The sequence below is a fragment of the Streptomyces sp. NPDC001536 genome (assembly GCF_042894505.1).
Classification (GTDB): domain Bacteria; phylum Actinomycetota; class Actinomycetes; order Streptomycetales; family Streptomycetaceae; genus Streptomyces.
This window is the reverse complement of sequence record NZ_JBIAVQ010000013.1, coordinates 1-21,591: the sequence shown is the minus strand read 5'-3', so window position 1 is coordinate 21,591 and position 21,591 is coordinate 1. Positions and strand designations below refer to the sequence as shown.

Annotated in this window: 22 protein-coding genes and 2 pseudogenes; 15 read left to right on the top strand and 9 right to left on the bottom strand. The window is 71.0% G+C overall.

All coding sequences use genetic code 11. From position 1 onward, the window contains the following. Nucleotides 1-42 precede the first annotated feature (42 nt). Entirely contained in the window at nt 43-978 is a 936-nt protein-coding gene (locus ACFY0U_RS31185) for a M56 family metallopeptidase (protein WP_388641510.1), read from the bottom strand. A gap of 75 nt (nt 979-1,053) precedes the next feature. Further along, nucleotides 1,054-1,584 (bottom strand): DUF5134 domain-containing protein, encoded by a 531-nt coding sequence (locus tag ACFY0U_RS31180; RefSeq protein ID WP_388641508.1) that lies wholly within the window; start codon nt 1,582-1,584, stop codon nt 1,054-1,056. A gap of 163 nt (nt 1,585-1,747) precedes the next feature. Here ACFY0U_RS31180 and ACFY0U_RS31175 point away from each other — a divergent pair, with 163 nt between their 5' ends. From ACFY0U_RS31175 to ACFY0U_RS31160, 4 genes are all read left to right on the top strand, one after another. Next, the gene (locus ACFY0U_RS31175; protein ID WP_388641507.1) at nt 1,748-3,358 is read left to right on the top strand and encodes an FUSC family protein; all 1,611 of its coding nucleotides are present in this window, start codon (nt 1,748-1,750) and stop codon (nt 3,356-3,358) included. Beyond that, entirely contained in the window at nt 3,355-3,891 is a 537-nt protein-coding gene (locus ACFY0U_RS31170; protein WP_388641505.1) for a MarR family winged helix-turn-helix transcriptional regulator, read from the top strand. The genes ACFY0U_RS31175 and ACFY0U_RS31170 overlap by 4 nt, the downstream gene beginning before the upstream one ends. A gap of 112 nt (nt 3,892-4,003) precedes the next feature. Continuing rightward, nucleotides 4,004-6,517 carry a cellulosome protein gene (locus ACFY0U_RS31165; RefSeq protein WP_388641503.1) on the top strand — a complete coding sequence of 838 codons (2,514 nt, stop codon included), beginning with the start codon at nt 4,004-4,006 and terminating at the stop codon, nt 6,515-6,517. A gap of 137 nt (nt 6,518-6,654) precedes the next feature. Then, nucleotides 6,655-7,152: a cupin domain-containing protein gene (locus ACFY0U_RS31160; RefSeq protein WP_388641502.1), complete on the top strand. Its 498-nt coding sequence runs from the start codon at nt 6,655-6,657 to the stop codon at nt 7,150-7,152. On the opposite strand, the gene ACFY0U_RS31155 is transcribed toward ACFY0U_RS31160, so the two are convergent. Both ACFY0U_RS31155 and ACFY0U_RS31150 read right to left on the bottom strand, forming a co-directional pair. Beyond that, nucleotides 7,149-8,201 (bottom strand): aldo/keto reductase, encoded by a 1,053-nt coding sequence (locus ACFY0U_RS31155; protein ID WP_388641500.1) that lies wholly within the window; start codon nt 8,199-8,201, stop codon nt 7,149-7,151. The genes ACFY0U_RS31160 and ACFY0U_RS31155 overlap by 4 nt on opposite strands. Nucleotides 8,202-8,290: 89 nt before the next feature. After that, nucleotides 8,291-9,055, bottom strand: a complete 765-nt coding sequence (locus ACFY0U_RS31150; RefSeq protein ID WP_388641499.1) for a VOC family protein — start codon at nt 9,053-9,055, stop codon at nt 8,291-8,293. Nucleotides 9,056-9,221: 166 nt separating this feature from the next. Between ACFY0U_RS31150 and ACFY0U_RS31145 the strand changes: the two are divergent. Then, a pseudogene (locus tag ACFY0U_RS31145) lies at nt 9,222-9,536 on the top strand (hypothetical protein); the annotation flags it as partial. A 60-nt stretch (nt 9,537-9,596) separates the two neighbouring features. On the opposite strand, the gene ACFY0U_RS31140 reads toward ACFY0U_RS31145, so the two are convergent. Next, nucleotides 9,597-9,989, bottom strand: coding sequence for a VOC family protein (locus tag ACFY0U_RS31140; RefSeq protein ID WP_388641498.1), 393 nt, complete (start codon nt 9,987-9,989; stop codon nt 9,597-9,599). Nucleotides 9,990-10,059: 70 nt separating this feature from the next. Between ACFY0U_RS31140 and ACFY0U_RS31135 the strand changes: the two genes are divergently transcribed. After that, the gene (locus ACFY0U_RS31135; protein WP_388641496.1) at nt 10,060-10,590 is read left to right on the top strand and encodes a GNAT family N-acetyltransferase; all 531 of its coding nucleotides are present in this window, start codon (nt 10,060-10,062) and stop codon (nt 10,588-10,590) included. Nucleotides 10,591-10,605: 15 nt separating this feature from the next. On the opposite strand, the gene ACFY0U_RS31130 is transcribed toward ACFY0U_RS31135, so the two are convergent. Beyond that, nucleotides 10,606-11,289, bottom strand: coding sequence for a glycerophosphodiester phosphodiesterase (locus tag ACFY0U_RS31130; RefSeq protein ID WP_388641494.1), 684 nt, complete (start codon nt 11,287-11,289; stop codon nt 10,606-10,608). Between the two features lie 382 nt (nt 11,290-11,671). Here ACFY0U_RS31130 and ACFY0U_RS31125 point away from each other — a divergent pair, with 382 nt between their 5' ends. From ACFY0U_RS31125 to ACFY0U_RS31100, 6 genes are all read left to right on the top strand, one after another. Beyond that, on the top strand, nt 11,672-13,069 hold the full coding sequence (locus ACFY0U_RS31125) for a DUF6421 family protein (protein ID WP_388641493.1): 1,398 nt from the start codon (nt 11,672-11,674) through the stop codon (nt 13,067-13,069). A gap of 50 nt (nt 13,070-13,119) precedes the next feature. Beyond that, nucleotides 13,120-13,869, top strand: a complete 750-nt coding sequence (locus ACFY0U_RS31120) for an SDR family NAD(P)-dependent oxidoreductase (protein WP_388641492.1) — start codon at nt 13,120-13,122, stop codon at nt 13,867-13,869. Continuing rightward, nucleotides 13,866-14,936 carry a threonine aldolase family protein gene (locus ACFY0U_RS31115; protein WP_388641491.1) on the top strand — a complete coding sequence of 357 codons (1,071 nt, stop codon included), beginning with the start codon at nt 13,866-13,868 and terminating at the stop codon, nt 14,934-14,936. Before ACFY0U_RS31120 ends, ACFY0U_RS31115 begins: the two co-directional genes overlap by 4 nt. An 82-nt stretch (nt 14,937-15,018) precedes the next feature. Further along, entirely contained in the window at nt 15,019-15,612 is a 594-nt protein-coding gene (locus ACFY0U_RS31110) for a transglutaminase domain-containing protein (protein WP_388641490.1), read from the top strand. 8 nt (nt 15,613-15,620) lie between these two features. Next, nucleotides 15,621-16,325, top strand: coding sequence for a B3/4 domain-containing protein (locus ACFY0U_RS31105; RefSeq protein WP_388641488.1), 705 nt, complete (start codon nt 15,621-15,623; stop codon nt 16,323-16,325). Between the two features lie 26 nt (nt 16,326-16,351). Continuing rightward, nucleotides 16,352-17,542, top strand: coding sequence for a hypothetical protein (locus tag ACFY0U_RS31100; RefSeq protein ID WP_388641487.1), 1,191 nt, complete (start codon nt 16,352-16,354; stop codon nt 17,540-17,542). 6 nt (nt 17,543-17,548) lie between these two features. Here ACFY0U_RS31100 and ACFY0U_RS31095 read toward each other — a convergent pair whose 3' ends face one another. The 3 genes from ACFY0U_RS31095 to ACFY0U_RS31085 all read right to left on the bottom strand — a co-directional run bounded on the left by ACFY0U_RS31095 (nt 17,549) and on the right by ACFY0U_RS31085 (nt 20,026). Further along, nucleotides 17,549-18,571 carry a hypothetical protein gene (locus ACFY0U_RS31095; RefSeq protein WP_388641486.1) on the bottom strand — a complete coding sequence of 341 codons (1,023 nt, stop codon included), beginning with the start codon at nt 18,569-18,571 and terminating at the stop codon, nt 17,549-17,551. Nucleotides 18,572-18,692: 121 nt separating this feature from the next. Beyond that, nucleotides 18,693-19,421: a lysophospholipid acyltransferase family protein gene (locus ACFY0U_RS31090; RefSeq protein ID WP_388641484.1), complete on the bottom strand. Its 729-nt coding sequence runs from the start codon at nt 19,419-19,421 to the stop codon at nt 18,693-18,695. A gap of 188 nt (nt 19,422-19,609) precedes the next feature. Beyond that, entirely contained in the window at nt 19,610-20,026 is a 417-nt protein-coding gene (locus ACFY0U_RS31085) for a DUF4395 domain-containing protein (protein WP_388641482.1), read from the bottom strand. Nucleotides 20,027-20,102: 76 nt separating this feature from the next. On the opposite strand from ACFY0U_RS31085, the gene ACFY0U_RS31080 reads away from it, so the two are divergent. From ACFY0U_RS31080 to ACFY0U_RS31070, 3 genes and pseudogenes are all read left to right on the top strand, one after another. Beyond that, nucleotides 20,103-20,516 (top strand): TlpA family protein disulfide reductase, encoded by a 414-nt coding sequence (locus ACFY0U_RS31080; protein WP_388641480.1) that lies wholly within the window; start codon nt 20,103-20,105, stop codon nt 20,514-20,516. Between the two features lie 208 nt (nt 20,517-20,724). Then, nucleotides 20,725-21,234, top strand: a complete 510-nt coding sequence (locus ACFY0U_RS31075) for a flavin reductase family protein (protein ID WP_388641478.1) — start codon at nt 20,725-20,727, stop codon at nt 21,232-21,234. A 214-nt stretch (nt 21,235-21,448) separates the two neighbouring features. Further along, nucleotides 21,449-21,591: pseudogene (locus ACFY0U_RS31070) on the top strand (electron transfer flavoprotein subunit beta); the annotation flags it as partial.

Genomic DNA, 21,591 nt, shown 5'->3' with positions numbered 1-21,591 from the left:
GACCTGTGGGGCAGGAGGCCAATTCCGCTGTGCGCCGGCGTTCTAGCCGAGTGCCCGCAATCCCGGCACGAACGCCACCAGCACCGGAACCACCGGCACCAGCGCCGCCGTCGCCGTCAGACGCAGCCGGCGGGCCGCCGTGAGCCGGTCCGGGGCGGTGAGCAGGCGGTTCACCCGCTGCGGGACATGCGCCTGCGGGGTCGGGCAGGGGCCGAACACCCCGCGGTCCTCGTTGAGTTCCACCAGCGCCAGCGCGGTCGTCAGACGCCCGAAGCGGCGCGAGGCCATGTCGTCCGCGGCCAGCTCGACGAGCCGGTGCATCTCGTCGCGGAACGCGGCGAACACCGGAACCTGCGGAAAGCCGCCCGCCAACGCGCCCGAACTGTGCAGCAGCCAGTCGTGCCGGGCCTGCGCGTGACCCTCCTCGTGGGCCAGCAGGGCGTCCAGCTGCCGCCCCTTCAGGCGGCGCAACGCGGCCGTGGTGATGACCAGTCGGGGCGCCGATCCGGGCAGCCACCAGGCGTCGGGCCGCTCGCCCTCCAGGACCACCAGACGGCCGGAGCCCTGCTCCTCGCCGGGCAACAGCGGGGCCCGCACCAGGAGTTCGGCCCGGCGCAGCCGCCGCCGCGCACGGGCCCGTACGACCTCACGGACCAGCATCGCCGCGCTCCACACCCCGCCCAGCGCCAGCGTCACCGCGGTCGTCGCCGCCCAGCTGCCGCCCCTGCCGAGCGCGTACGCCTCCACGACCCCGGACGGCGCCGACGCGAAGACATGGCCGCGCACCGCCTGCCAGGCGGCCGCCGCGCTGAGCGTCATCGACAGGGCGCAGCACAGGAGTACGGCCGCCACCGCGCACTGCCACACCCACAGGGCGACCACGGGTTCACGGTCCACCCAGTCGGCCCGGGCGAGCAGCCGAGGGGCGAGGACGGCGGTCAGCGCGCCGAGCAGCAACAGTGCCGCGGGGACCATCATGGGAGCAGCCTATGAGCGGCGTACCGCGCGGGGGTACGGCCCGCGAGGGCAAAGTGACGCAGGACACGGAGGAGTTCAGAGCGTCGCCAGCATCGCGACCATCGCGATCCCCATCGACAGCCGGCACGCCCGCGCCAGCTCCGGCCGATCGCCCCAGCCGACACTCCCGCCCCCGGCGGCCACGGGCACCAGCCGCACCCCGGACAGCAGGACGTACCCCACGAAGTAGAGGAGCAGCACCCCGGTCAGCAGAGGGATCCCGGATCCCGCGTGATGCCCCGGCGAGGCGGCCATCACGACCGCCATGTAGACCATCGCCGACGCCCCCACCAGGTGGTGCAGATGGTGGGTGCTCGCCCGTGCCGCCCACAGGGCCCGTACGGCGGCCGCGCCGAACACGACGGCGTAGACCGACCAGGCCCATGACGGCGGAGTGAACACGGCGGCCGGTACGGCCATCGCGGCCATGCCGAAGCCCATGAGCGCCTCGCCGCCCGCCGCACGGCGCTGCTCCTCGACCTCGCTGCGCATCCGCAGCAGACAGTAGGCCCCGGTCGCCGCACACAGCGCCACCAGCAGCCAGCCGGGCGAAGCCGGTCCGTGCACACGCACCTCCCCGCTCGACGGTCGGTCAGGGATGCGATGCCCCGCCCCCGTGGCGCGCACGCGGGCGCAAGGGTGTACACGGGGAGCATTCGGCGGAGCACGGCAGGTCAGCGAAGGGCCATCAGAATCCTTTACGAGTAAAACACCTGTTAAGCTTGTAGGTATGAGCAGCGCGACCCCACGTCTCCCCCTTGCCGGCGTCCTGCGCCTCGGCCGACCCTCGGACATCTGGTTCAAGCCCGCCCTGAGCGTGGTCGTCGCGGTCGCCCCGCCCAATCTGACCTTGCTGGCGCTCGGCCGCCTCGACCTGGCGATGTACACGATGGCCGGGTCCCTGTGCGCGCTCTACGCCCACAACCGCCCCTACGCCGCCCGGGCCCGCACCTTGGCCCGGGTCGTGCTCGGTATGCTCGCCGGTCTCGCCGTCGCCCTCGTCGCCGCCTCGCTCACCGCGAGCGCCGTCGCCCTCGTCACCGTCGGCGCCCTCCTGGCCGCCGCGCAGAAGGCGCTGTGCGACGCGTCCCGCATCGGCCCTCCCGGCAACGTGATCTTCACCTTCATCACCTCCGCCGCCCTGTTCGCCCCGCAGACCCCTGCCCAGGTCCCCGGCCACCTGGCCCTCGCCGCCGCGGCGGGCGTCTGGGCCTGGCTCATCGGCATGGCCCCCGGCCTGGTCCGCCCGCACGGCCCGGAACGCCGGGCCACCGCCCACGCGCTGCGTACCGCCGCCGCGTACGCCGAGAAGCCCGACGACCCCCGCGCCCGCGCCGCGGCGGCCGCCGCCGTCCAGGCCGCCTGGCAGACGCTGCTGTCCGCGGGCGCCCGCACCGAGCCCCGCCGTGCCCTGGACCGCCTCGTCGTCCGCGCCGAGGTCGCCCTCGCCGCCCCCGCCGACACCGACCCGGACCGGCTGCGGGCCTGGGCGCGCGACCTGCGCGGCAACGGACCGGTCCCACGGACCGAGGACCGGGGCGAGCTGCTCGGCATCGACGCCGAACTCAGCCTCGAAGGTGCCCCGTTGTGGCGCCGGCTCGGCCCCCTGGCCCCCCTCGCCCTGCGCACCGCCCTCGGCTGCGCCCTCGCCGGATACGCCTCCCTGGCCCTCGGCGTCGGCCGCCCCTACTGGGCCCTGGTCACCGCCGCCTCCCTCTACCAGGCCAACCTCACCCTCACCTGGAGCCGAGGCGTCCAGCGTGTCGTCGGCAACCTCGCCGGCGTCCTCCTCTTCGCCGCCGTCGTCCCGCTCGCCCACCTCGGCCCGGCCGCCCTCGTCCTGTGCTGCCTCGCCTTCAACTTCGGCGCCGAGGCCCTGATCAGCCGCAACTACTGGCTCGGCAGCGTCTGCGTCACCCCGATGGCCCTGCTCATCACCGAGTTCGCCGGCTTCCAGGAGCCGGGCCGGCTGATCACCGAGCGGATCGCGGACACCGTCGTCGGCGCCCTGGTCGGCTTCGTCGCCGCGGTCGCCGTCACCGACCGGCGCTCCGGCGACCGCGTCGAGCGCGCCCTGACCGCCGTCGACCGCGCCCGCGAACGCATCGCCCGCCTCCTCGCCGAGCCCCACCCTGCCCCCGCCGCCCTGGAGCCGGCGCGCCGGACCCTGGCCGCCGCCCTCGTCGAACTGCGTGCCACCGTGGACGCCGCGTCCGGCGAGTGGTGGCAGCGCGCCCTGCCCCAAGAGCGGGTCGTCCTCGCCGAGCAGGCGGGACACCGTACGCTCGCCGCGACGACACGACGGCTGACCAGCGCGACGACGGAGGACGTACGGCCATGACGGCGGAGACCAGCAGGGGAAGCGGCCCGCGGACGGACACGGTCGCGGCGGTCGTCCGGCAGTGGCAGACCGTCCATCCCGGCCTCGACACCGGACCCATGGAGATCATCGGCCGCATCAACCGCTCCGCCGCCCTCCTCCAGCAGGCCGAGGACGCCCCGCTGCGCCGGGCCGGCCTCAGCCGCCCGGAGTTCGACCTGCTCGGCGCGCTCCGTCGCACCGGCCATGAACTGACGCCCGGCGATCTGGCCCGGGAGACCTTCTCCTCGGGCGCCGCCGTCACCAAGCGCCTCAAGCAGCTCACCGAGCGCGGACTGGTCGAGCGCCGCGTCGACAGCCGCGACCGCCGGGTGGCCCACCTCCGCCTCACGGACGCCGGTCGTGACCTCGTCGACGGGATCCTGCCCGAGCAGCTCGCCTACGAGACCGCGGTGCTGTCCGTGCTGGACGGCGAGAAGCAGGGTGAACTCGCCTCACTGCTCGGCGAGTTGCTGACGCAGCTGGAGGGCCGCCTCGGGGCGCTCCGCGTCTGATCAGCCGTATCGGAAGTTTCGGAGGCGGCTTCTCCATTGACGTGATCCACGTCCGCTCCCTAGGTTCGATTCGCCGACTGATGTGCGAGATACCGGACGAAAGAGAGATGCCGTGGCAGCCCACACGCTCACCGTCGACCTCGGCACCGAGACGGGCCCCTTCCACGGCGGAGCGAGCGGCACGCTCTACGGCCTCTACGGCGACGGTGTGCCCAGCCGTGCCGTCGTCGAGGGCATGTACGTCCGCACGGTCGCCACCAAGGCCCAGGACGGCGTCCAGCACCCCGGCGCGGACGCCCTGGAGATCCTGCCGTCGTTCGTCGCGGCCGGCGGCCAGGACGTCTACCTCTACATGCCGGACATCCTGCGCGGCTTCCCCTACGAGTGGCCCGGCGCGACCGGCGAGGAACGGCTCGCCGGCTTCACGGAGAGCATCCGCAGGCAGGTCGAACAGGTCCTGACCATGGGTGAGTTGAAGGCGCACGTCGTCTACGTCCCGTTCAACGAACCCGAGGGCAACATGTTCGGCGAGGGGGAGTGGAGCTACGACGGCACCTCGTGGCACACCGACCCCCGGCACTACTTCGCCGCCTGGCGGGACATCCACCGGCTGATCAAGGGCCTCGACCCGGACGCCCGGATCGCCGGACCCAACACCTGCGTCCTGTACCCCGAGGTCAAGGGCTTCCTCGCCTGGGCCAAGGAACACGGCGTCCTGCCCGACGTGATCACCTGGCACGAGCTGTCCTCGCCCGCCGAGGTCCGCACGAACGTGGCCAAGTACCGCGAGTGGGAGCGGGAGTTGGGCATCGGGCCGCTGCCCGTCAACGTCAACGAGTACGCCCACAATTACCACGTGTCCGTCCCCGGGCAGATGATCCAGTGGATCGCCGCGATCGAGGAGTCCAAGGTCGACGCCGACATGGCGTACTGGAACATCGCCGGCAACCTCAACGACTCGGCCGTCGAGGCCAACAAGGCCAACGGGCAGTGGTGGCTCTTCAACGCCTACGGCCAGATGACCGGGAACACGGTCGCGGTGACCGCGCCCCAGCCCAACGTCCAGTACACGCTCCAGGGCGTCGCCACGCTCGACCGCGAGAAGCGGCAGGCCCGGGTGCTGTTCGGGGGATCGAGCGGTTCCGCCGACATCGTCGTGCGGCGGCCCGACCTCTTCGGCGCGAGAGTCCGCGCACGGCTCCAGGAGATCCCCTGGACGGGCCAACTCGGCGCCTCCACCCAGCCGTTGATCCTGAAGGACGAGGAAATCCCGGTGGTGGACGGGACGGTGACGCTGCCCCTGACCGGCCTCGACGAGATGTCCGCCTACCAGCTGATCCTCTCGCCCGGAGACGGCACCGTTCCCGCGCAGCCGCCGGCGGGCTGGCGGAAGACGTACGAGGCCGAGGACGCCGCCTACACGGGCAGCGGCTACTCCAGGAACGGTCCCGAGGGATCCCCGCAGCACGTCGACAGGTTCGCCACCTCCGGCGGCTACCACGTCGGCGGCCTGCGCACCGGCTCCGACGGCGTCCTCGCCTTCGACGTCGAGGTCCCGCGGGACGGGACGTACGAGATCCGTGTCTACGCCAACGCGCACAACCTCGCCGAACCGGTGCGGGAGCACGGGCCCACCAACGTGTTCCTGCGCGTCGACGGCGAGCACCCGCGCGAGCTCCTGCTGCCGCTCGGCTACAAGCCAGCCGTCTGGGGCCACACCGACACCGACGTGGAGCTGACCGCGGGCCGCCACCGGATCACCCTCGCGGCACAGGACCCCGACCTCGGCGCCACCCGGGGCGACGCGGTCATCGACCGGCTCGACCTGGTCCTGCGCGACCCGCAGACCGTCGCGCGCTACGACGCCGGGTACGCGGCCCTCGCCGACGGAGCGCGCGTGAGCGGCCCCGCCGCCGTGCTCCCGCCCGGCGCGACCGCGACCTTCTGGGTGCACGCGGCCGACGACGGGGAGGCGACCGTCGGCCTCCGCGGAGACGGCGAAGGCCTGCTGACGGTCAACGGGGAGGAGATCGGGCGGATCGGGGACGCCGAGCTCCCTGTCTTCCTCGCCGGGGGCGTCAACAAGGTCACCGTCGCGGCGACTTCGGAAGAACTCCACCTGGAAGCCGTGACCGTCGGCCCCTCACGCGGCCTGCTGCCCACCACGTCGTACGCCGCCGAGGCGGGACAGCTCACCGGCACCGCGAAGGTGGCCGCGTTCTCCTACGCCACCGGCGGCAAGGCCGTCGACGGCATCGGCCGCGGCCCCGCCAACGCGCTCACCCTCACGGTGACGGCCGACCGCCCCGGACGCCACGCCCTGACGATCCGCTACTCCAACGGAGAGCAGCCGCCGAGCACCCACTACAACCCGGACCCGGTCTGCCGTCACGCGGACCTCACCGTCAACGGGGACGACACTTGCCGCGTCCTGTTCCCCACCACCTTCCACTTCAACAACTTCTGGCGGCTCTCCGTCCCCGTCACCCTCCGACAGGGCGCCAACACCGTCACGTTCACCGCCGACGAGCTCCCCGACTTCGACGGCACCGGCACCAACTCGCACGGACAGCGCTCGGCCTACGCCCCCGTCCTCGACTCGGTGACAGTGACGCCGCTCGCCTGACGACCTTCCCTGACCAGGCCCGGGTCTAGGTCCGAGGCCCTCGTCCCCGGACCGGCGGAGATCATCCGGAGGCCCGATGCCGGCGTCCGGGGGCGCGGGCCACCATTCCGGTGGAGACCATCCAGAAGGAGCGCATCATGTCCTACCCGGAGCACCTCTCGTACCCGGAGCCCCGCTACCACGGGGACAAGGGCGAAGTGAACGCCGTCTTCCGCCCCTCCGACACCCCCGCGGACCTCTCCTCACCCGGCGGCTCGACCCACTACCTCGCCACTCATGCCTCGACCGGCGGCGAATTCGGCCTCTACAAAGCGGAGTTGGGCCCGCGGTCCGCCGGGGCCAGAACCCACTTCCACAAGGCGATGTCGGAGTCCTTCTACGTCCTCTCGGGCGAACTGGAGCTCTACGACGGCGAGAAGTGGGTCACCGGCCGCGCGGGTGACTTCCTGTACGTGCCGGTCGGCGGTCTGCACGCCTTCAAGAACGTGACCGACGAGCCCACGTCCATGCTCATGCTCTTCTCCCCGGGCGCCCCGCGCGAGGAGTACTTCGAGCGGGTCGCGGAGATGACGCGGCGCGGCGGCGAGGAGCTCACGGAGTTCCGCGTCCGGCACGACAGTTACTTCGTGGACTAGACGACGTCGGTCGCCGTACGCCGGTACCCCGAGCGCCGGTCGTCGATGTCCGTCCAGCGGTCGCCGTAGATCGTCCGGACGACGTTCGGGTCCCGTACGAAGTCGTGCGGGAAGCCCAGCGGCACCGCGCTCACCTCGTCCAGACGGGCCACCGCGTCGGCGTCGAGGCGGACGTCGACGCTGCCGAGATTGTCGGCGAGTTGGTGCTCCTTGGTGGCCGCGACGATCGGGACGACGTTGCCGGGCCGCTGGAGCAGCCAGGCCAGCGCCACCTGGGCCGGGCTCCAGCCGCCCTGCTCGGCGACCTCCAGGACGGCGGTGACGACCTCTTCCTCCTGTGCGCTCGCCTTGCCGTCCCAGGAGTCGAGCCGGCCCGACTCGCCCCGCCGGTACTTGCCGGTCAGCTTTCCGGCCGCCAGCGGCGCCCACGCCAGTACCGCCTGTCCGAACGCCCGCGCCTGCGGCAGCAGTTCACGCTCCGGGGTGCGCTCCAGCAGGTTGTAGCGGAGCTGCGAGCCCGCGAACGCGGTCCAACCCCGCAGTTCCGCCAGGGTGTTGGCCTGCGCGATCTCCCAGGCGGGCCAGTCCGAGACACCGACGTACAGCACCTTCCCGGTCCGTACGAGGTCGTCGAGCGCCCGCATCACCTCGTCGACGGGGGTGAAGTTGTCCCGGGCGTGCACCCACAGGACGTCGAGCCGGTCGGTGCGCAGCCGTTCCAGGCTCGCCTGCACCGATCCGACCAGGTTCTTGCGGTGGTTGCCGGCCGCGTTGACATCTCCCGCGCGAGTGCCGCATGTGTACTTGCTGGCCAGCACGAACTCCTCGCGCCGCCCTTCCAGCAGCTCGCCGAGGATCCGCTCCGAGGTGCCGCCCGAGTAGATGTCGGCCGTGTCGATGAAGTTGCCGCCCGCGTCGGCGTAGGCGTCGAGGAGCTTGGCGCTGGTCTCCTTGTCGGAGCCGGCGCCCGGGGCCTCACCCATCACCATCGCGCCCAGGCTCAGCTCGCTCACGCGCAGACCGGTCCTGCCGAACAGTGTGTAACGCACGATTCAGTTCCCCCTTCGGGCAGTTCGTGCGTACGACGCTATGGGCTGGAGCGCACTTCAACGCAAGCGCGTTTCGTGGCGGCCGCGGATCAGTGTTCGGCGCCCGCCGAGTACACCCCGAACATCGCCCCTTGAGGATCCCGCAGCACCGCGATGCGCAGACTGTCGGGCACCGTCGTGGGCTCCATCAGGACCGTGCCGCCCGACTCCGTCGCCGTGGCCGCGCTCGCGTCCACGTCCGCCACCGCGAAGTAGGGCAGCCAGTGCGGGGGCACCTCGGGCGGGAACTTGTCGTCCATCGTCACCATGCCGCCGAAGTCGGCACCGTCGAGACCCCACTGCGTGTAGCGCTCCGAGGCGTTGACACTCCAGCCGAACACGGTGGTGTAGAAGTCCACCGACCGCTCGGGCTGCCTGCTCATCAGCTCCACCCAGCCCAGCGAGCCCGGCTCGTTGAGCAGTCCCGCCCCCTCGAAGCCCTGCGCCTGCCACACATGGAAAGCGGCGCCCTGCGGATCGGCGACGGACGCGAAGCGCCCCATGCCGGGCACGTCACCGGGCTCGAACGCCACCGTGCCACCGGCCGACTTGACCTTCTCCACCGTGGCGTCGACGTCCGCCACGGCGAATGTCACGAACCACGTGACCGGCTGCGGCTCCTCACCCAACGGCACGAGCGCGGCGACGGAGAGATGACCGACGTACGCGATGGTGTAGCCGCCCATCTCCTCACGGGAGTCGGTCTCGGTCCGCCAGCCGAAGAGCTCGCCGTAGAAGCGCTGCCCGGCCGCCAGATCAGGAGTTCCCACCTCGGCCCAGCAGGGCCCGCCGGCCACCGGCTTGTCGAGTTTCATGGCGTCACGGCCTTCCTGCCGACGCGGGCGTCCCCTTTCGCACGCTAGCCCCGCTCGACCGCCCCTGCCATCCGGCGTCGCACTCTGGCCCGGCGGCCATGGGCCCGCGTACCCTCGACGGCGTACCGCACCTCATGGCGGCCTCCCCTCACCACCGACCGGAGGTATGCCCGCCCCAGAGGTGCGCCCCTTCCACCGCGACGACCGCGGCAGCTGACCGAGCGGTCAACGCCCTCCCCCCACTCTCGGCTTCGCTCGAGCGGGGGGACCCCCAGCCGCCGTCGTCCCCGGCGTCTCCGTCTCCACGAACACCGTGCTCAGCGCCCTGGAACGGCGACCCGACGAGTTCCTCACCGACCCCTGGATGTGCGAGCGCGTCACCCTCGTCGCCGAGCAGCGCCGGCACGTGGTCGCGGCCGCCCATCTGCTGCGGTACCGAGAGGACCCCGAGGTCGGCGAGGCCTACCGGGGACGCGGGCGAGCTGACCTCGGGCGGCTTCCGCGAACTGACCCGCACCGACCGAGGCTGGGAGCACCGGCCCTAGATTCCCGGCCGGTACCGGATCGGGTGGTCCGCCGGGACCTCCACCAGCACGATCGGGGTGCCGTCGGGATCCGCGATCCACATCTCGATCAGACCCCAGGGCTCCTTCACCGGCGGCCGGACGATCTCGACCCCCTTGGCCACCAGCTCCTCGTGGGCGGCCGTCAGGTCCGCGACCTGCATCCACAGCCGCACCGCCGGGGACGGGGGCGTCTCGGAGCGTCCCGAGAGCTCCAGGAAGCCTCCACCGAGGAAGTAGACGGTGCCGCGCTCGGGGCCCGTGCCGAACTCGCGGTAGACGCCGAGGCCGAGCTGCTCGCCGTAGAAGACCCGGGAACGCTCGGGGTCGGTGGGGTGGAGGAGGGTCCGGCCGCTGAGTACATGCACCATGCGGCGGAGCCTAGTGGGAGCGCTACGCTCGTCCGTGCCCGTGCCGTGCCCGAGAGCGGAGATACGCCCCATGACCGCTGGACTGACGTTCCGCGATGCCGTCGACACCGACGTGGACACCCTGGTCGTGCTGATCGAGTCGGCGTACCGCGGGGACTCCAGCCGGACGGGGTGGACCACCGAGGCGGACATCCTGGAGGGGCAGCGGACCGACCCGGAGGGCGTTCTCGCGGTCATCAAGTCGCCCGACAGCCGGCTGCTCACCGTCGAGCGCGACGGCGAGGTCGTCGCCTGCTGCCAGCTCGAACACCGCGGTACCCACGCCTACTTCGGGATGTTCGCGGTCAGCCCGAAGCTCCAGGGCGGCGGCCTCGGGAAGGTGATCATCGCCGAGGCCGAGCGCAGGGTCCGTGAGGAGTGGGGCGCCACGGAGATGCACATGACGGTGATCTCCGTACGCGACGACCTGATCGCCTGGTACGAGCGCCGCGGCTACCGCCGTACGGGCCGGATGACCCCGTTCCCGTACGGCGACGAGCGGTTCGGCGTTCCGCAGCGTGACGACCTTCAGTTCGAGCTGCTGGTCAAGCCGCTGGTGTGACGTTCATGCAGGGGGCTACGCGGTGAAGCGGGCGGTGCGTTTGATCTCCGGGTAGTCGGTGGTCGCGCCGTCCAGCTGGAGGGCCCGTACGAGCCGCAGATGGTCCTGTGTGTTCACCACCCAGCCGATGATCCTGAGGTCCGCCTTGCGGGCGGCCTCCACGACCTCCAGCGTGATCCGTCGGATGTTCAGACAGACCGTCGCGGCACCGGCCTCGACGGCACGGTCCACGATGTCGGTGCCGTACCGGCTGGCGATCAGCGCGGTCCGTACGCCCGGCACCAGGCGGGAGATCTCGGCGATCGCCTCGTCATGGAACGAGGACACCTCCACCCGGGCGACCAGGTCCCGCCGGAGCATGACCTCGGCCAGTGCCCGGGCCGCCTGCATGTCCTTGATCTCGGCCTGGAGCGGCAGTCGCACCGCGTCCAGGACCTCCTCGAAGACGGGCACGCGCTCACCGCGGCCCGCGTCCAGGGCGCGCAGTTCGGCGAGGGTCTTCTCGGCGATCGGACCGGTCCCGTCGGTCGTGCGGTCCACGTCCGTGTCGTGCATGACGACCAGGGCACCGTCCTTGCTCAGGTGCAGGTCGAGTTCGATGACGTCGAGGCCGGCCTGCTGGGCGGCCACGAAGGAACGGAGGGTGTTCTCGGGTTCGAGACCCATGACCCCGCGATGACCGATGGTAAGGAAGTTCAAGGTTCAACTCGCTTCCGTCGACGGCGGCTCGGCGTGCGCGCGGACCGGAGCGGACGATCGCGCGGGCAGATCCGCAGCCTAGTGCGCCCGGCCGGTGATGAACCCGCGCGTACACGGGGGATCGGGGTGACACGGGAGGCGGCACCAGCCCGGTACGGCTCCGGGTGGTCACCCTGGCGTGGGCGAGTCCTGCGGACATTGACCACGCGAGTCCGCCCAGAGGAGCACGTCTACCCATCTGGGCGGCTCTCATGGCATCCGGCAGGAAAAAGTTTCGTGACCATGCGGGTGTGCAGGATAATCTCCGGAGTCTGCTCTTGCTGGAAGGAAGCTCATATGCATACGGTGTCCTAACGCGAGGTTCTCCCGTGGAGGATGGGACATGACGGAAATTCTTGTGCAGGCGGCGACGGGGGAGCAGGCTCCTCCCGTGACCAGGGTGGTGGAGCACCCGGCATGGCCCGTGCTCAAGGATGCTGTGGAGCGGATCCGGCCCTGGCAGGCCAAGGACGGGTCGATCGACTTCACCGCCGAGGGCGCCCCGGGGCGCACGGACGCCGAGGCCGTCGTACGGCAGGTCGTCGACGCCGTCGAGCAGCTCTCCCCGCTGCTCCCGCACGACACCGCCTACCACGAGGCCCTGGTCAAGGACCTGAAGCGCTGGGCCGACGGCGGCTTCGAGGTGCCCGACTTCCTCGACTCGCTGCTGGCCTTCCAGCCCGCCAAGGGGCGCGCGGACGGTCTCCAGCACCTGGTCGTCTTCCCGATGTACACCCAGAACGGCAACCCCGACCGCAATCTCGAAGCGGTCGTGCTGCGCATGGTCTGGCCCGACTGGCTGGCCGAGCTGGAGCGCACGCGCTATGACAACCCGCTGTTCTGCGGCATCAAGTTCGAGGACTTCACGGCCGGCTACGACACGAACTCGGCCGTCCTCTTCCCGGAGACCATCGCCGTGCGCGAGGCGCCGGAACGATTCTCCTGGGGTGGCATCTTCTGCGACCGCGAGGCCGCCCGCTTCCGCCGGGTGACCGACGCCGCGGTCGGCATCCTGGGCCTGGAGCTGCCCGAGGACATCGCCGCGATGGTCCACGACCAGACGCGCTGCGAGGAGGCCTTCGTCCTGTGGGACATGGTCCACGACCGCACCCACAGCCACGGCGACCTGCCCTTCGACCCCTTCATGATCAAGCAGCGCCAGCCGTTCTGGATGTACGGCCTCGAAGAGCTGCGCTGCGACCTCACCGCCTTCAAGGAGGCCGTGAAGCTGGAGGCGGAAGGCGTCTCGCAGGCCCGTGACGTGCAGTTCGCGGTGCTCTTCGACCGCATGTTCCGCTTCCCGGTCACCGGCGAGCGGGTCCGCAACTACGACGGGCTCGGCGGCCAGCTGCTCTTCGCGTACCTGCACAAGCACGACGTCGTCCGCTGGACCGACAACAAGCTTTACATCGACTGGCAGCGCGCCCCGCAGGTCACCAACCAGCTCTGCGCCGAGATCGAGGACCTCTACCGGGCGGGCATCGACCGTCCCAAGCTCGTCCACTGGTTCGCCGCGTACGAGCTGGTCTCCACCTACCTCGCCCCGCACCCGGGCTCCAAGTGGGCCAAGGGTCCCGACGCCCTCGACCTGACCCAGCCGCCGCGCAAGCTCGTCGATGACGTGCTTCCGGACGAGTTTCCGCTGAGCATGTTCTATGAGGCCCTCTCCAAGAAGCTCAAGAACGTGATCGCCTCGACTCGCGGCATCACGGCGGAGAGTGCCGAGCGAGTGGCCGCGTGAGCGACCACGGCACCGAGAACACTGCACGGCAAGCTCAGGAGGCGAAGAACATGGCGGGGAACGGAGCTCTCAGCGGTGCGGTGATCGCGGTGGCCGGCGCGGGCGGTCCCGCGGGCCGCGCGACGCTGCTGCGGCTGGCCGAGGCCGGGGCGACCGTCGTCGGCGCGGACAACGACCCCGAGCGTCTCGCGGAGGCCGTGGACGCGGCCCGCTACAGCGCCGGTGGCGCCTCGGTCACCGGTGAGCCGGTCGACCTGCTGGACCTGGAGTCCACCCGTGACTGGGCCGCGCGGATCGAGAAGGACTTCGGCGGTGTCGACGGCGTGGTCCACCTCGTCGGCGGCTGGCGCGGCAGCGAGACCTTCATCAAGACGAGCCTGGACGACTGGGACTTCCTGGAGCTGCTGCTCATCCGCACCGTGCAGCACACCTCCCTCGCCTTCTCCGAGGCGCTCCAGCGCAGCGACCGCGGACGCTACGTCCTGATCAGCGCCGCGGGTGCGACCAAGCCCACCGCGGGCAACGCCGCGTACGCCGCCGCCAAGGCCGCCGCCGAGGCCTGGACGCTCGCCATGGCCGACTTCTTCCGCAAGGCGGGGGCCGGTGCGGAGCTCAGCTCGGCCGCCACCATCCTGGTGGTGAAGGCGTTGGTGCACGACGCGATGCGCGCCGAGCGTCCCAACGCGAAGTTCGCGGGCTTCACGGACGTCAAGGACCTCGCGGGGGCCATCGCCGACGTCTGGGAGAAGCCCGCCGGGGAAGTGAACGGAAACCGTCTGTGGCTCACCGAGAAGCCGTGAACCCTCCCAAGACCGACGCCCGCCGGCACCACGACCCGGACAGCCGGGGCTTCGCCAGCGACAACTACGCCGGCGCCCACCCGGAGGTGCTCGCCGCCCTGGCCCTGGCCAACGGCGGGCACCAGGTCGCCTACGGCGAGGACGACTACACCGAGAACCTGCAGTCGATCATCCGCAGCCACTTCGGCCCTACGGCGGAGGCGTTCCCGGTCTTCAACGGCACCGGCGCCAACGTCGTCGCCCTCCAGGCGGTCACCGACCGCTGGGGCGCGGTGATCTGCGCGGAGAGCGCGCACATCAACGTGGACGAGGGCGGCGCCCCCGAGCGCATGGGCGGCCTCAAGCTGCTCACGGTGCCCACGCCGGACGGCAAGCTCACGCCCGAGCTGATCGACCGGCAGGCGTACGGCTGGGACGACGAGCACCGCGCGATGCCGCAGGTCGTCTCGATCACCCAGAGCACGGAGCTGGGCACGCTCTACACGCCCGACGAGATCCGCGCGATCTGCGACCACGCCCACGCGCACGGCATGAAGGTGCACCTGGACGGCTCCCGCATAGCCAACGCGGCCGCCTCCCTGGACGTCCCGATGCGGACGTTCACCAACGCGGTCGGCGTCGACATCCTGTCGCTGGGCGGGACCAAGAACGGCGCGCTGTTCGGCGAGGCCGTCGTGGTCATCAACCAGGACGCCGTCAGCCACATGAAGCATCTGCGCAAGCTGTCCATGCAGCTCGCCTCCAAGATGCGCTTCGTGTCGGTCCAGCTGGAGGCGCTGCTCGCCAAGGACCTGTGGCTGCGCAACGCCCGCCACTCCAACGAGATGGCCCAGCGGCTCGCGGAGGGCGTCCGTGCCGTGCACGGCGTGGAGATCCTCTACCCGGTGCAGGCCAACGGCGTGTTCGCCAAGCTCCCGCACGAGGTGAGCGTGCGTCTGCAGAAGCGGTTCCGGTTCTACTTCTGGGACGAGACGGCGGGCGTCGTGCGCTGGATGTGCGCCTTCGACACGACCGAGGAGGACGTGGACGCGTTCGTCGCGGCGCTGAAGGAGGAGATGGCGCACTAGCGGCCTCCCCATCAATGCATAGGTATGCGGTCACCCGAAAAAGAATTGACTCTCGGTGATCGCGTTCCTATGCTCTGCGGTCATGGAGCTGATCCAGAACACCCCTGACCTGTCCGCGTACTTGGCGGCCGACCAGGTCATCGACCATGACCATCCGCTGGTCCGCGAGACGGCTGCGCGCCTCGCCCCGGAGGCCGCGGACTCGTATGCCTATGCGCAGCTGGCGTTCGAGTTCGTGCGCGACGCCATCCCCCACTCGCAGGACTCCGGCGACCTGCGTGTCACCTGGCGGGCCTCCGATGTGCTCGAACAGGGCACCGGCATCTGCCACGCCAAAGCCCATGCGCTGGCCGCGCTGCTGCGGGCCGAGGACATCCCGACCGCCCTCTGCTATCAGCGACTGGCGAGCGACGACGGGACCGGGCATGTCGTGCACGGTCTGGTCGCGCTGCGGTTCAACGGGGCCTGGCACCGGCAGGACCCGCGCGGCAACAAGCCGGGGGTGGATGCCCGGTTCTCCCTCGAAGGCGAGCGGCTGGCGTGGATCCCGGATCCGCAGTCCAATGAGGTGGACTACCCGGTGCTGTACGCTGAACCTCATCCGACCGTGTTGAGTGTTCTGCAGGCCGCCCCCGACCGGCCCCACCTGTGGAAGACACTCCCTTCCGCACTCTGAGGCAGTCGATGACCTTCTCCCTGACCGTGTCCGACGAGGTGCGCGCGCTCGCGCCCGGCTTCACGCATGTGGGCGTCGAGGCGCACGGCCTCGTCAACGGACCGAGCACCGAGGCGAGTTCCGCGCTTCTCGACGACGCCGCCCGCCGTCTCGCCGTACGCCTGGCAGGGCGGGCCCCGCACGAGGACCCGCACATGGCCGCCTGGCGCGAGGCCTACACGGCGTTCGGGTCGAAGCCCTCGCGCACCCGCAACTCGGCGGAGGCGCTGGCCAAGCGCGCTCTGGCGGACGGTGGGCTGCCCCGGATCAACCTGCTCGTCGACCTCTACAACGCCATCAGCGTCGCCCATCTGATCCCGGTCGGCGGCGAGGACATCGACCGCATCGAGGGCGGGATGCGCCTCGTGCGGGCGAGTGGCGACGAGGACTTCGTGACCGTGGCCGGCGGCGTGGAGACCGTCGAGCACCCCGACGCCGGAGAGGTGGTCTGGCGCGACGAGCGGGGCGTGACCTGCCGGCGCTGGAACTGGCGCCAGGGGCCGCGCACCCGGCTCACCGAGGAGACCGTCTCCGGCATCTTCCTGCTGGAGAGCCTCGCGCCGATGCCGGTCCCCGAGGTGGAGGCGGCGGCCGCCGAACTCGCCGAGCTGCTGGAGAAGTTCAGCCCCGGGGCACGTATCGAGGTGCACGAGGCCGACCCGGTGCGCGGCTGATCCGTCGCGGTCGTTAACCTCCCGGCATGCGTGATGGGGGAGCAGCGGAAGACGGCACGAGTGTGGACGCGGAGCAGCCGACCAGGCCGCTCGCCCGGCTGAGGAAGCACTGGCTGCTCACCTCGGCCGTGGCGCTGGCGGTGCTGGCGACGGCCACGGCCGTGCCGGTCGTCCTCGCGGACTCCGGGGACGAGCCCCGATGCCAGGAGATCCCCGCGTCGACCCGCGCGCTCGCGAAGGACCCGGCGGCCGCCACCCGCGCCCTCGACCCGGGCGACGAACTGACCCTGTTCGGCGCCGTGCGCGACCTCCTGGTGCACGAGAACCCGTGCGGGGACGGCGCCGAGGTGCTCGGCCGGGTCGTGGAGGCGGCCACCCGTGCCCCGGACGGCAAGCCCCACACCCTCGCCCAGGCCCGCGGCGCCTACGCGGTCGTGGCCGCCTTCGACGACACGGAGGTGCCCGCCGGCCTGGCACCCGGCCTGGCCCGTCTGCTCGCCGAGTACGTCGTGGACGCGAACCGCTATCTGAGCCCCGACGACGAGGCCTACACCCCGGCCGCCGACGCCACGTCGGCCGCACCGGACGACACCGGGTGGACGACGTACGGCCGCTTCCTCGCCCCCGGCGAGGCGCACGCCGACTTCGAGCACGCCCAGCCCTATTCGTCCGTGGGCGCGGACCCGGAAGCCCTGATGGCCGAACTCGCCAAGGACCCCGAGGCGTTCGCGATCCTCTACGACGCCCAGCGCGCCTACCTCGCCTACTACCTCGAACGCCTCACCCGGGCGGGCGCGGACCCCGACCACCACCCGGAGCCGGACAAGGACGGGACACCCCGGCCCGCCGACACCTGGGTCGACATCGACCTGGAACACCTCACCGACCGCGTCGGCACCCTGATGAACCTCCGGGCGCGCTACGCCAGGGAGGGCACCATCCCCGACCTCGCGGCCTTCGACAGAGTCGTGCAGCAGCACACGCGCGGCACCTATCGGGCGGCCACGCGACAGCTGAGCAGCCGTCCGCCGATGGGGGACATCGCCGAGCGACAGGTCTCCGGGCCGGTCGCCGGGGACCTGATGGACGGGCGGCACCAGCTGTTCACCGTGCTGGACGCCTGGGCCAAGGCGCGGAACGTGCCGCCGGAACGCGCCTCGGACCTGCGGCAGTTGATCGACGACCGGTACGTCAGGGCGCTGTGGATGACGTTCTGAGCGGACTCAGCCGCCGAGCTCCAGGTCCGAGCACCCCCGCTGCCGCACCTGCTCCCGGGCGAAGGCCGTGAGCAGCTTCCGCTTCACGGCCTCGCCGACGCCGGGGATGTCCTCGTCGTCGCTGAGCGCGAAGTTGGCCGCCTCGCCGTCGCAGCGCGCCGTCGCCGTACGGGCCGCGGGCAGGCGGCTCTCCTCGGCGATCAGACGGCTGCTCCAGTCGCCGTACCAGGCGGCGAACGACAGCTGGGTCTCCATCTCGCCGGAATCGGCGTCCCGCGCGTACAGGTCGCAACGCCCCACCGGACCCGCGTCGTTCATCAGCGTCGCGACCTGCCACCGGGACGCTTCGAGCAGCCCGGACTCGTCGGCCCAGCCGCAGGCGGTGTCCGCGGACCTGTCCAGAGACACCGTCTTCGGATCCCTGTCCGGATCCACCGGTGCGGCATCGCCCTCGGGTGTCCTCAGCGGCTCGGCGCCGCAACCCAGCCGCTCGGACGCGGAGTTGGCGAGCGTCACGGCCGTCTCGTAGGCGGCGGGCGTGCCCCACAGCGTGTCCCGACCCAGCCGGGTGCGCACCAACAGCTTGGGCTGGCGGCCCTCGTCGTCCTTCTTGAGTTCCGGACAGGGCACCAGGAGCTGGAGAGCGCCGAACTTGTCGATGAAGCCGGGCAGTCCGTCCGGCATCGGCGCCATGGTGTCGAACCCCGACTCGGGGAAGACCGTCATCAACTCCCGGTCCAGGTCGTCCCGCCGGGTGTACGCCTCCATCATCAGCAGCCGGTCGCTGCGCAGTTCGTCGCCCTCGAAGCCGAGGGAGCAGCCGTAGTCACCCAACTCCGGATGGGAGGCGCTCGTCGCGTCCTTGAAGTGCGAGCCGTTGCGCCCCAGTTCCCGCACCGCGTCGACGGGCAGCGATCCGTCGCAGGCGGTACGCAGCAGCCACCAGTCGTTGACGTACGGGGTGGCGATCCAGCCGCCGATCCCCAGCACGACCGCAGCCGTGACCGACACCTTGATCCAACGCCTCATGCCCAGCCCCCGTAGCGCGCCACCGGATCGTCCGACGACCACGTGAAGAGCCCCGGGCACCCGGTTTCCGTTTACCGCCGGGACCCTATCGGCCGCGCCGCACCGCGCGGACCGCGGGGTGTCAGCGGGCCTCGGACGCCTTGACTTCCTCCGGCGTCGGCGCGGTCCCACCGAGATGCGCCGGCATCCACCACGTGTCGTTGGCGTCCTTCGGCCGGACCGGGTACGCCCGCTGCGCGGCCTCCAGCATCTGCTGGACGCTCTCGCGCAGTTGGCGGGTGATCGCGCCCGCGTACTTGTCCTTGGACGCCTCGATCGCCTCGCCGACGCGGATCGTGATCGGGATGTGACTGCGCTTGAAGTTACGAGGGTGGCCCTTGGTCCACAGTCGCTGCGTGCCCCACACCGCCATCGGGATCAGCGGGACGCCCGCCTCCTGGGCCATGCGCGCGGCACCCGACTTGAAGGACTTCAGCGTGAACGACTGCGAGATCGTGGCCTCCGGGAAGACCCCGACGATCTCGCCGGAACGCAGCGAGTCCAGCGCGTGCTGGTACGCGGTCTCACCCTGCTTGCGGTCCACGGGGATGTGCTTCATCCCGCGCATCAGCGGTCCGGAGATCTTGTGCCGGAAGACGGACTCCTTCGCCATGAAGCGAACGAGTCGTTTCTGCGGGAGCGCCGCCAGGCCGTCGAAGATGAAGTCCAGGTAGCTGATGTGATTGCTCACCAGCACGGCGCCGCCCGAGCGCGGGATGTTCTCCGACCCCTGGCAGTCGATCTTGAGGTCCCACGCCTTGAACAGCGTGAGCGCGAGGCCGACAGCGGGTCGATAGACAAGCTCTGCCATGGACGGGGTGGACCCTTCCTTCTCTGCTGGGAAAGACGGCTCCCGGCGGGAAAGTTACGGCGCCGTAGGTTTACGGCATCTCGCAGATCGTGCCCCAAGAACGGACCGGGGGCCAGTCTTCGTGCCCGTGAACGGCGAGATCCTTGTCACGTCGGCTGCTTGATCCACCTCGTGCTTTTACGCCGCCTTTACTGCGTACGTACCGTTACCCGCCGCACGAGCAGGTACACCTCGCAGCCCAGGCAGTACCCGAACGCGGAATTGAGAAAGGCGGCCGCGAGCGCCGCGCCGGTCGCGGCGAGCCCCAGCCATGTCGGTCCGAGCGCGTAGCCGACGAGCCCCACGGCGGCGAAGACGAGCCCGACCGCCTGCGCGAACCGCGGCGGCTCCGGCGCCTCGAACTCGGTCGGCGGGCCGATCCGGGGTCGCACGGCCTTGCGGAACAGCCAGCCGTACGGCGAACGCGCCACTCCGCCGGCCGCGCCCAGGGCGAACGCCAGGGTCTGCCAGGCCAGGAGCCACACGTTGCCGGTGATCAGCACGACCGCCAGTACTAGGGTCGTCACGGCCGCCCCGAAGCGCGGTCCCCTCACGTCGATGTCCATGAATCAAGCATTCTGCATGGAAAACCGTTCGTGGCACCGGGAATCTTTGCAGTCTCGTGAACGCTGGAGCCCAGTGATGGCCGGAGTTGTGGTGTGTGTGGTGGTGCTCGCCGTCGCGAGCGCCTATGGAGTGCTGCACAAGCGGCGGAGCGGGAGAGTGCGCGTGCGCGGGCGTGACGACGGCAAGCGGCTCGGCGCGGCCGAGCTGGGCGGGGAGTTGGGGGAGCGCGCCACGCTCGTCCAGTTCTCCAGCGCCTTCTGCGCGCCCTGCCGCGCCACCAAGCGGATCCTGGGCGAGGTGGTCGACATGGTGCCCGGAGTCGCCCACATCGAGATCGACGCCGAGGCCCATCTGGACCTCGTCCGCGAACTCGACATCCTCAAGACGCCGACCGTGCTCGTGCTGGACGCCGATGGCCGTGTCGTGCGGCGGGCCACCGGGCAGCCGCGCAAGGCGGACGTCATCGCGGCGCTGGGGGAGGCGGTTTGACCGGGCTCACGCGGACGGTGAGGCATCTCCCATATGCCGGAACGTACTTGACTGTGCGCAGCACCTATCGTCAGCCTGACCGTATGCCTTCGGAACTCCTTCTCTTCGGGCGGGTCCATGTCGACCTCGCCCGTACGGCGAGCGCGCGCTGTCCGGGTTGTTGAGCAGCCACGGACCCCCTCGCCCCTCCTTGCCGAAGGATCACTCCATGACGGCCTCGCCGGAACTCCGTACCCCTGAACTCGCCTCCGCCGACCTCCTGCGCTCCGTCTTCCGGCGGCACGCGGCGGGGGTCGCCGTGATCACCGCCGGTGGCGAGGAGGGTCCGGTCGGCTTCACCGCCACCTCCCTCACCTCGGTCTCCGTCGAGCCCCCGCTGCTCTCCTTCGGGATCGGTGTCGGCGCCTCCAGCTGGCCGGCGATATCCGAGGCCGACCACGTCGGCGTGCACATACTCGGCGAGCACCAGCAGGAGCTGGCCGCCACCTTCGCGCGCAGCGGCGCCGACCGCTTCGGCACGCCGACCGCCTGGCGCGAGGGCCCCGAGGGTGTGCCCGTCCTCGACGACGTCCTGGCCTGGCTGGTGTGCCGGGTCGTCACGCGCGTGCCCGCCGGGGACCATCGCATCGTCCTGGCCGAGGTGCTCCTCGGCGATCCGGCCGGTGCCGGCCGTCCGCTCGTCTACCACCAGGGCCGGTTCGGCGGGCTGCGCGACTGACGCCCACTTCTGCGAAGCGGTCGAGTTCCGATTACGCTGCGTTGCGAAGGTCACAGTTCAAAGCGCTTGCTTAGCGGGAACGAACTGGGTGTACTGACGAGTAATATTTCGTTCGGAGCGCGGGTCGCCCCGAACGGGATCGGCCGCTTGGGGCGCCTATGCTGCCTGCAAGTAGGCAGCAGAGAAATGTCGACGCAGCAGTAGGAGAGCCGGCGTGAGCTTGAGGATCGTTGTCACCGTGAAGTACGTGCCCGACGCCACTGGCGACCGGCACTTCGCCGATGACCTGACCGTCGACCGTGACGACGTGGACGGCCTGCTCTCCGAGCTGGACGAGTACGCGGTCGAGCAGGCCCT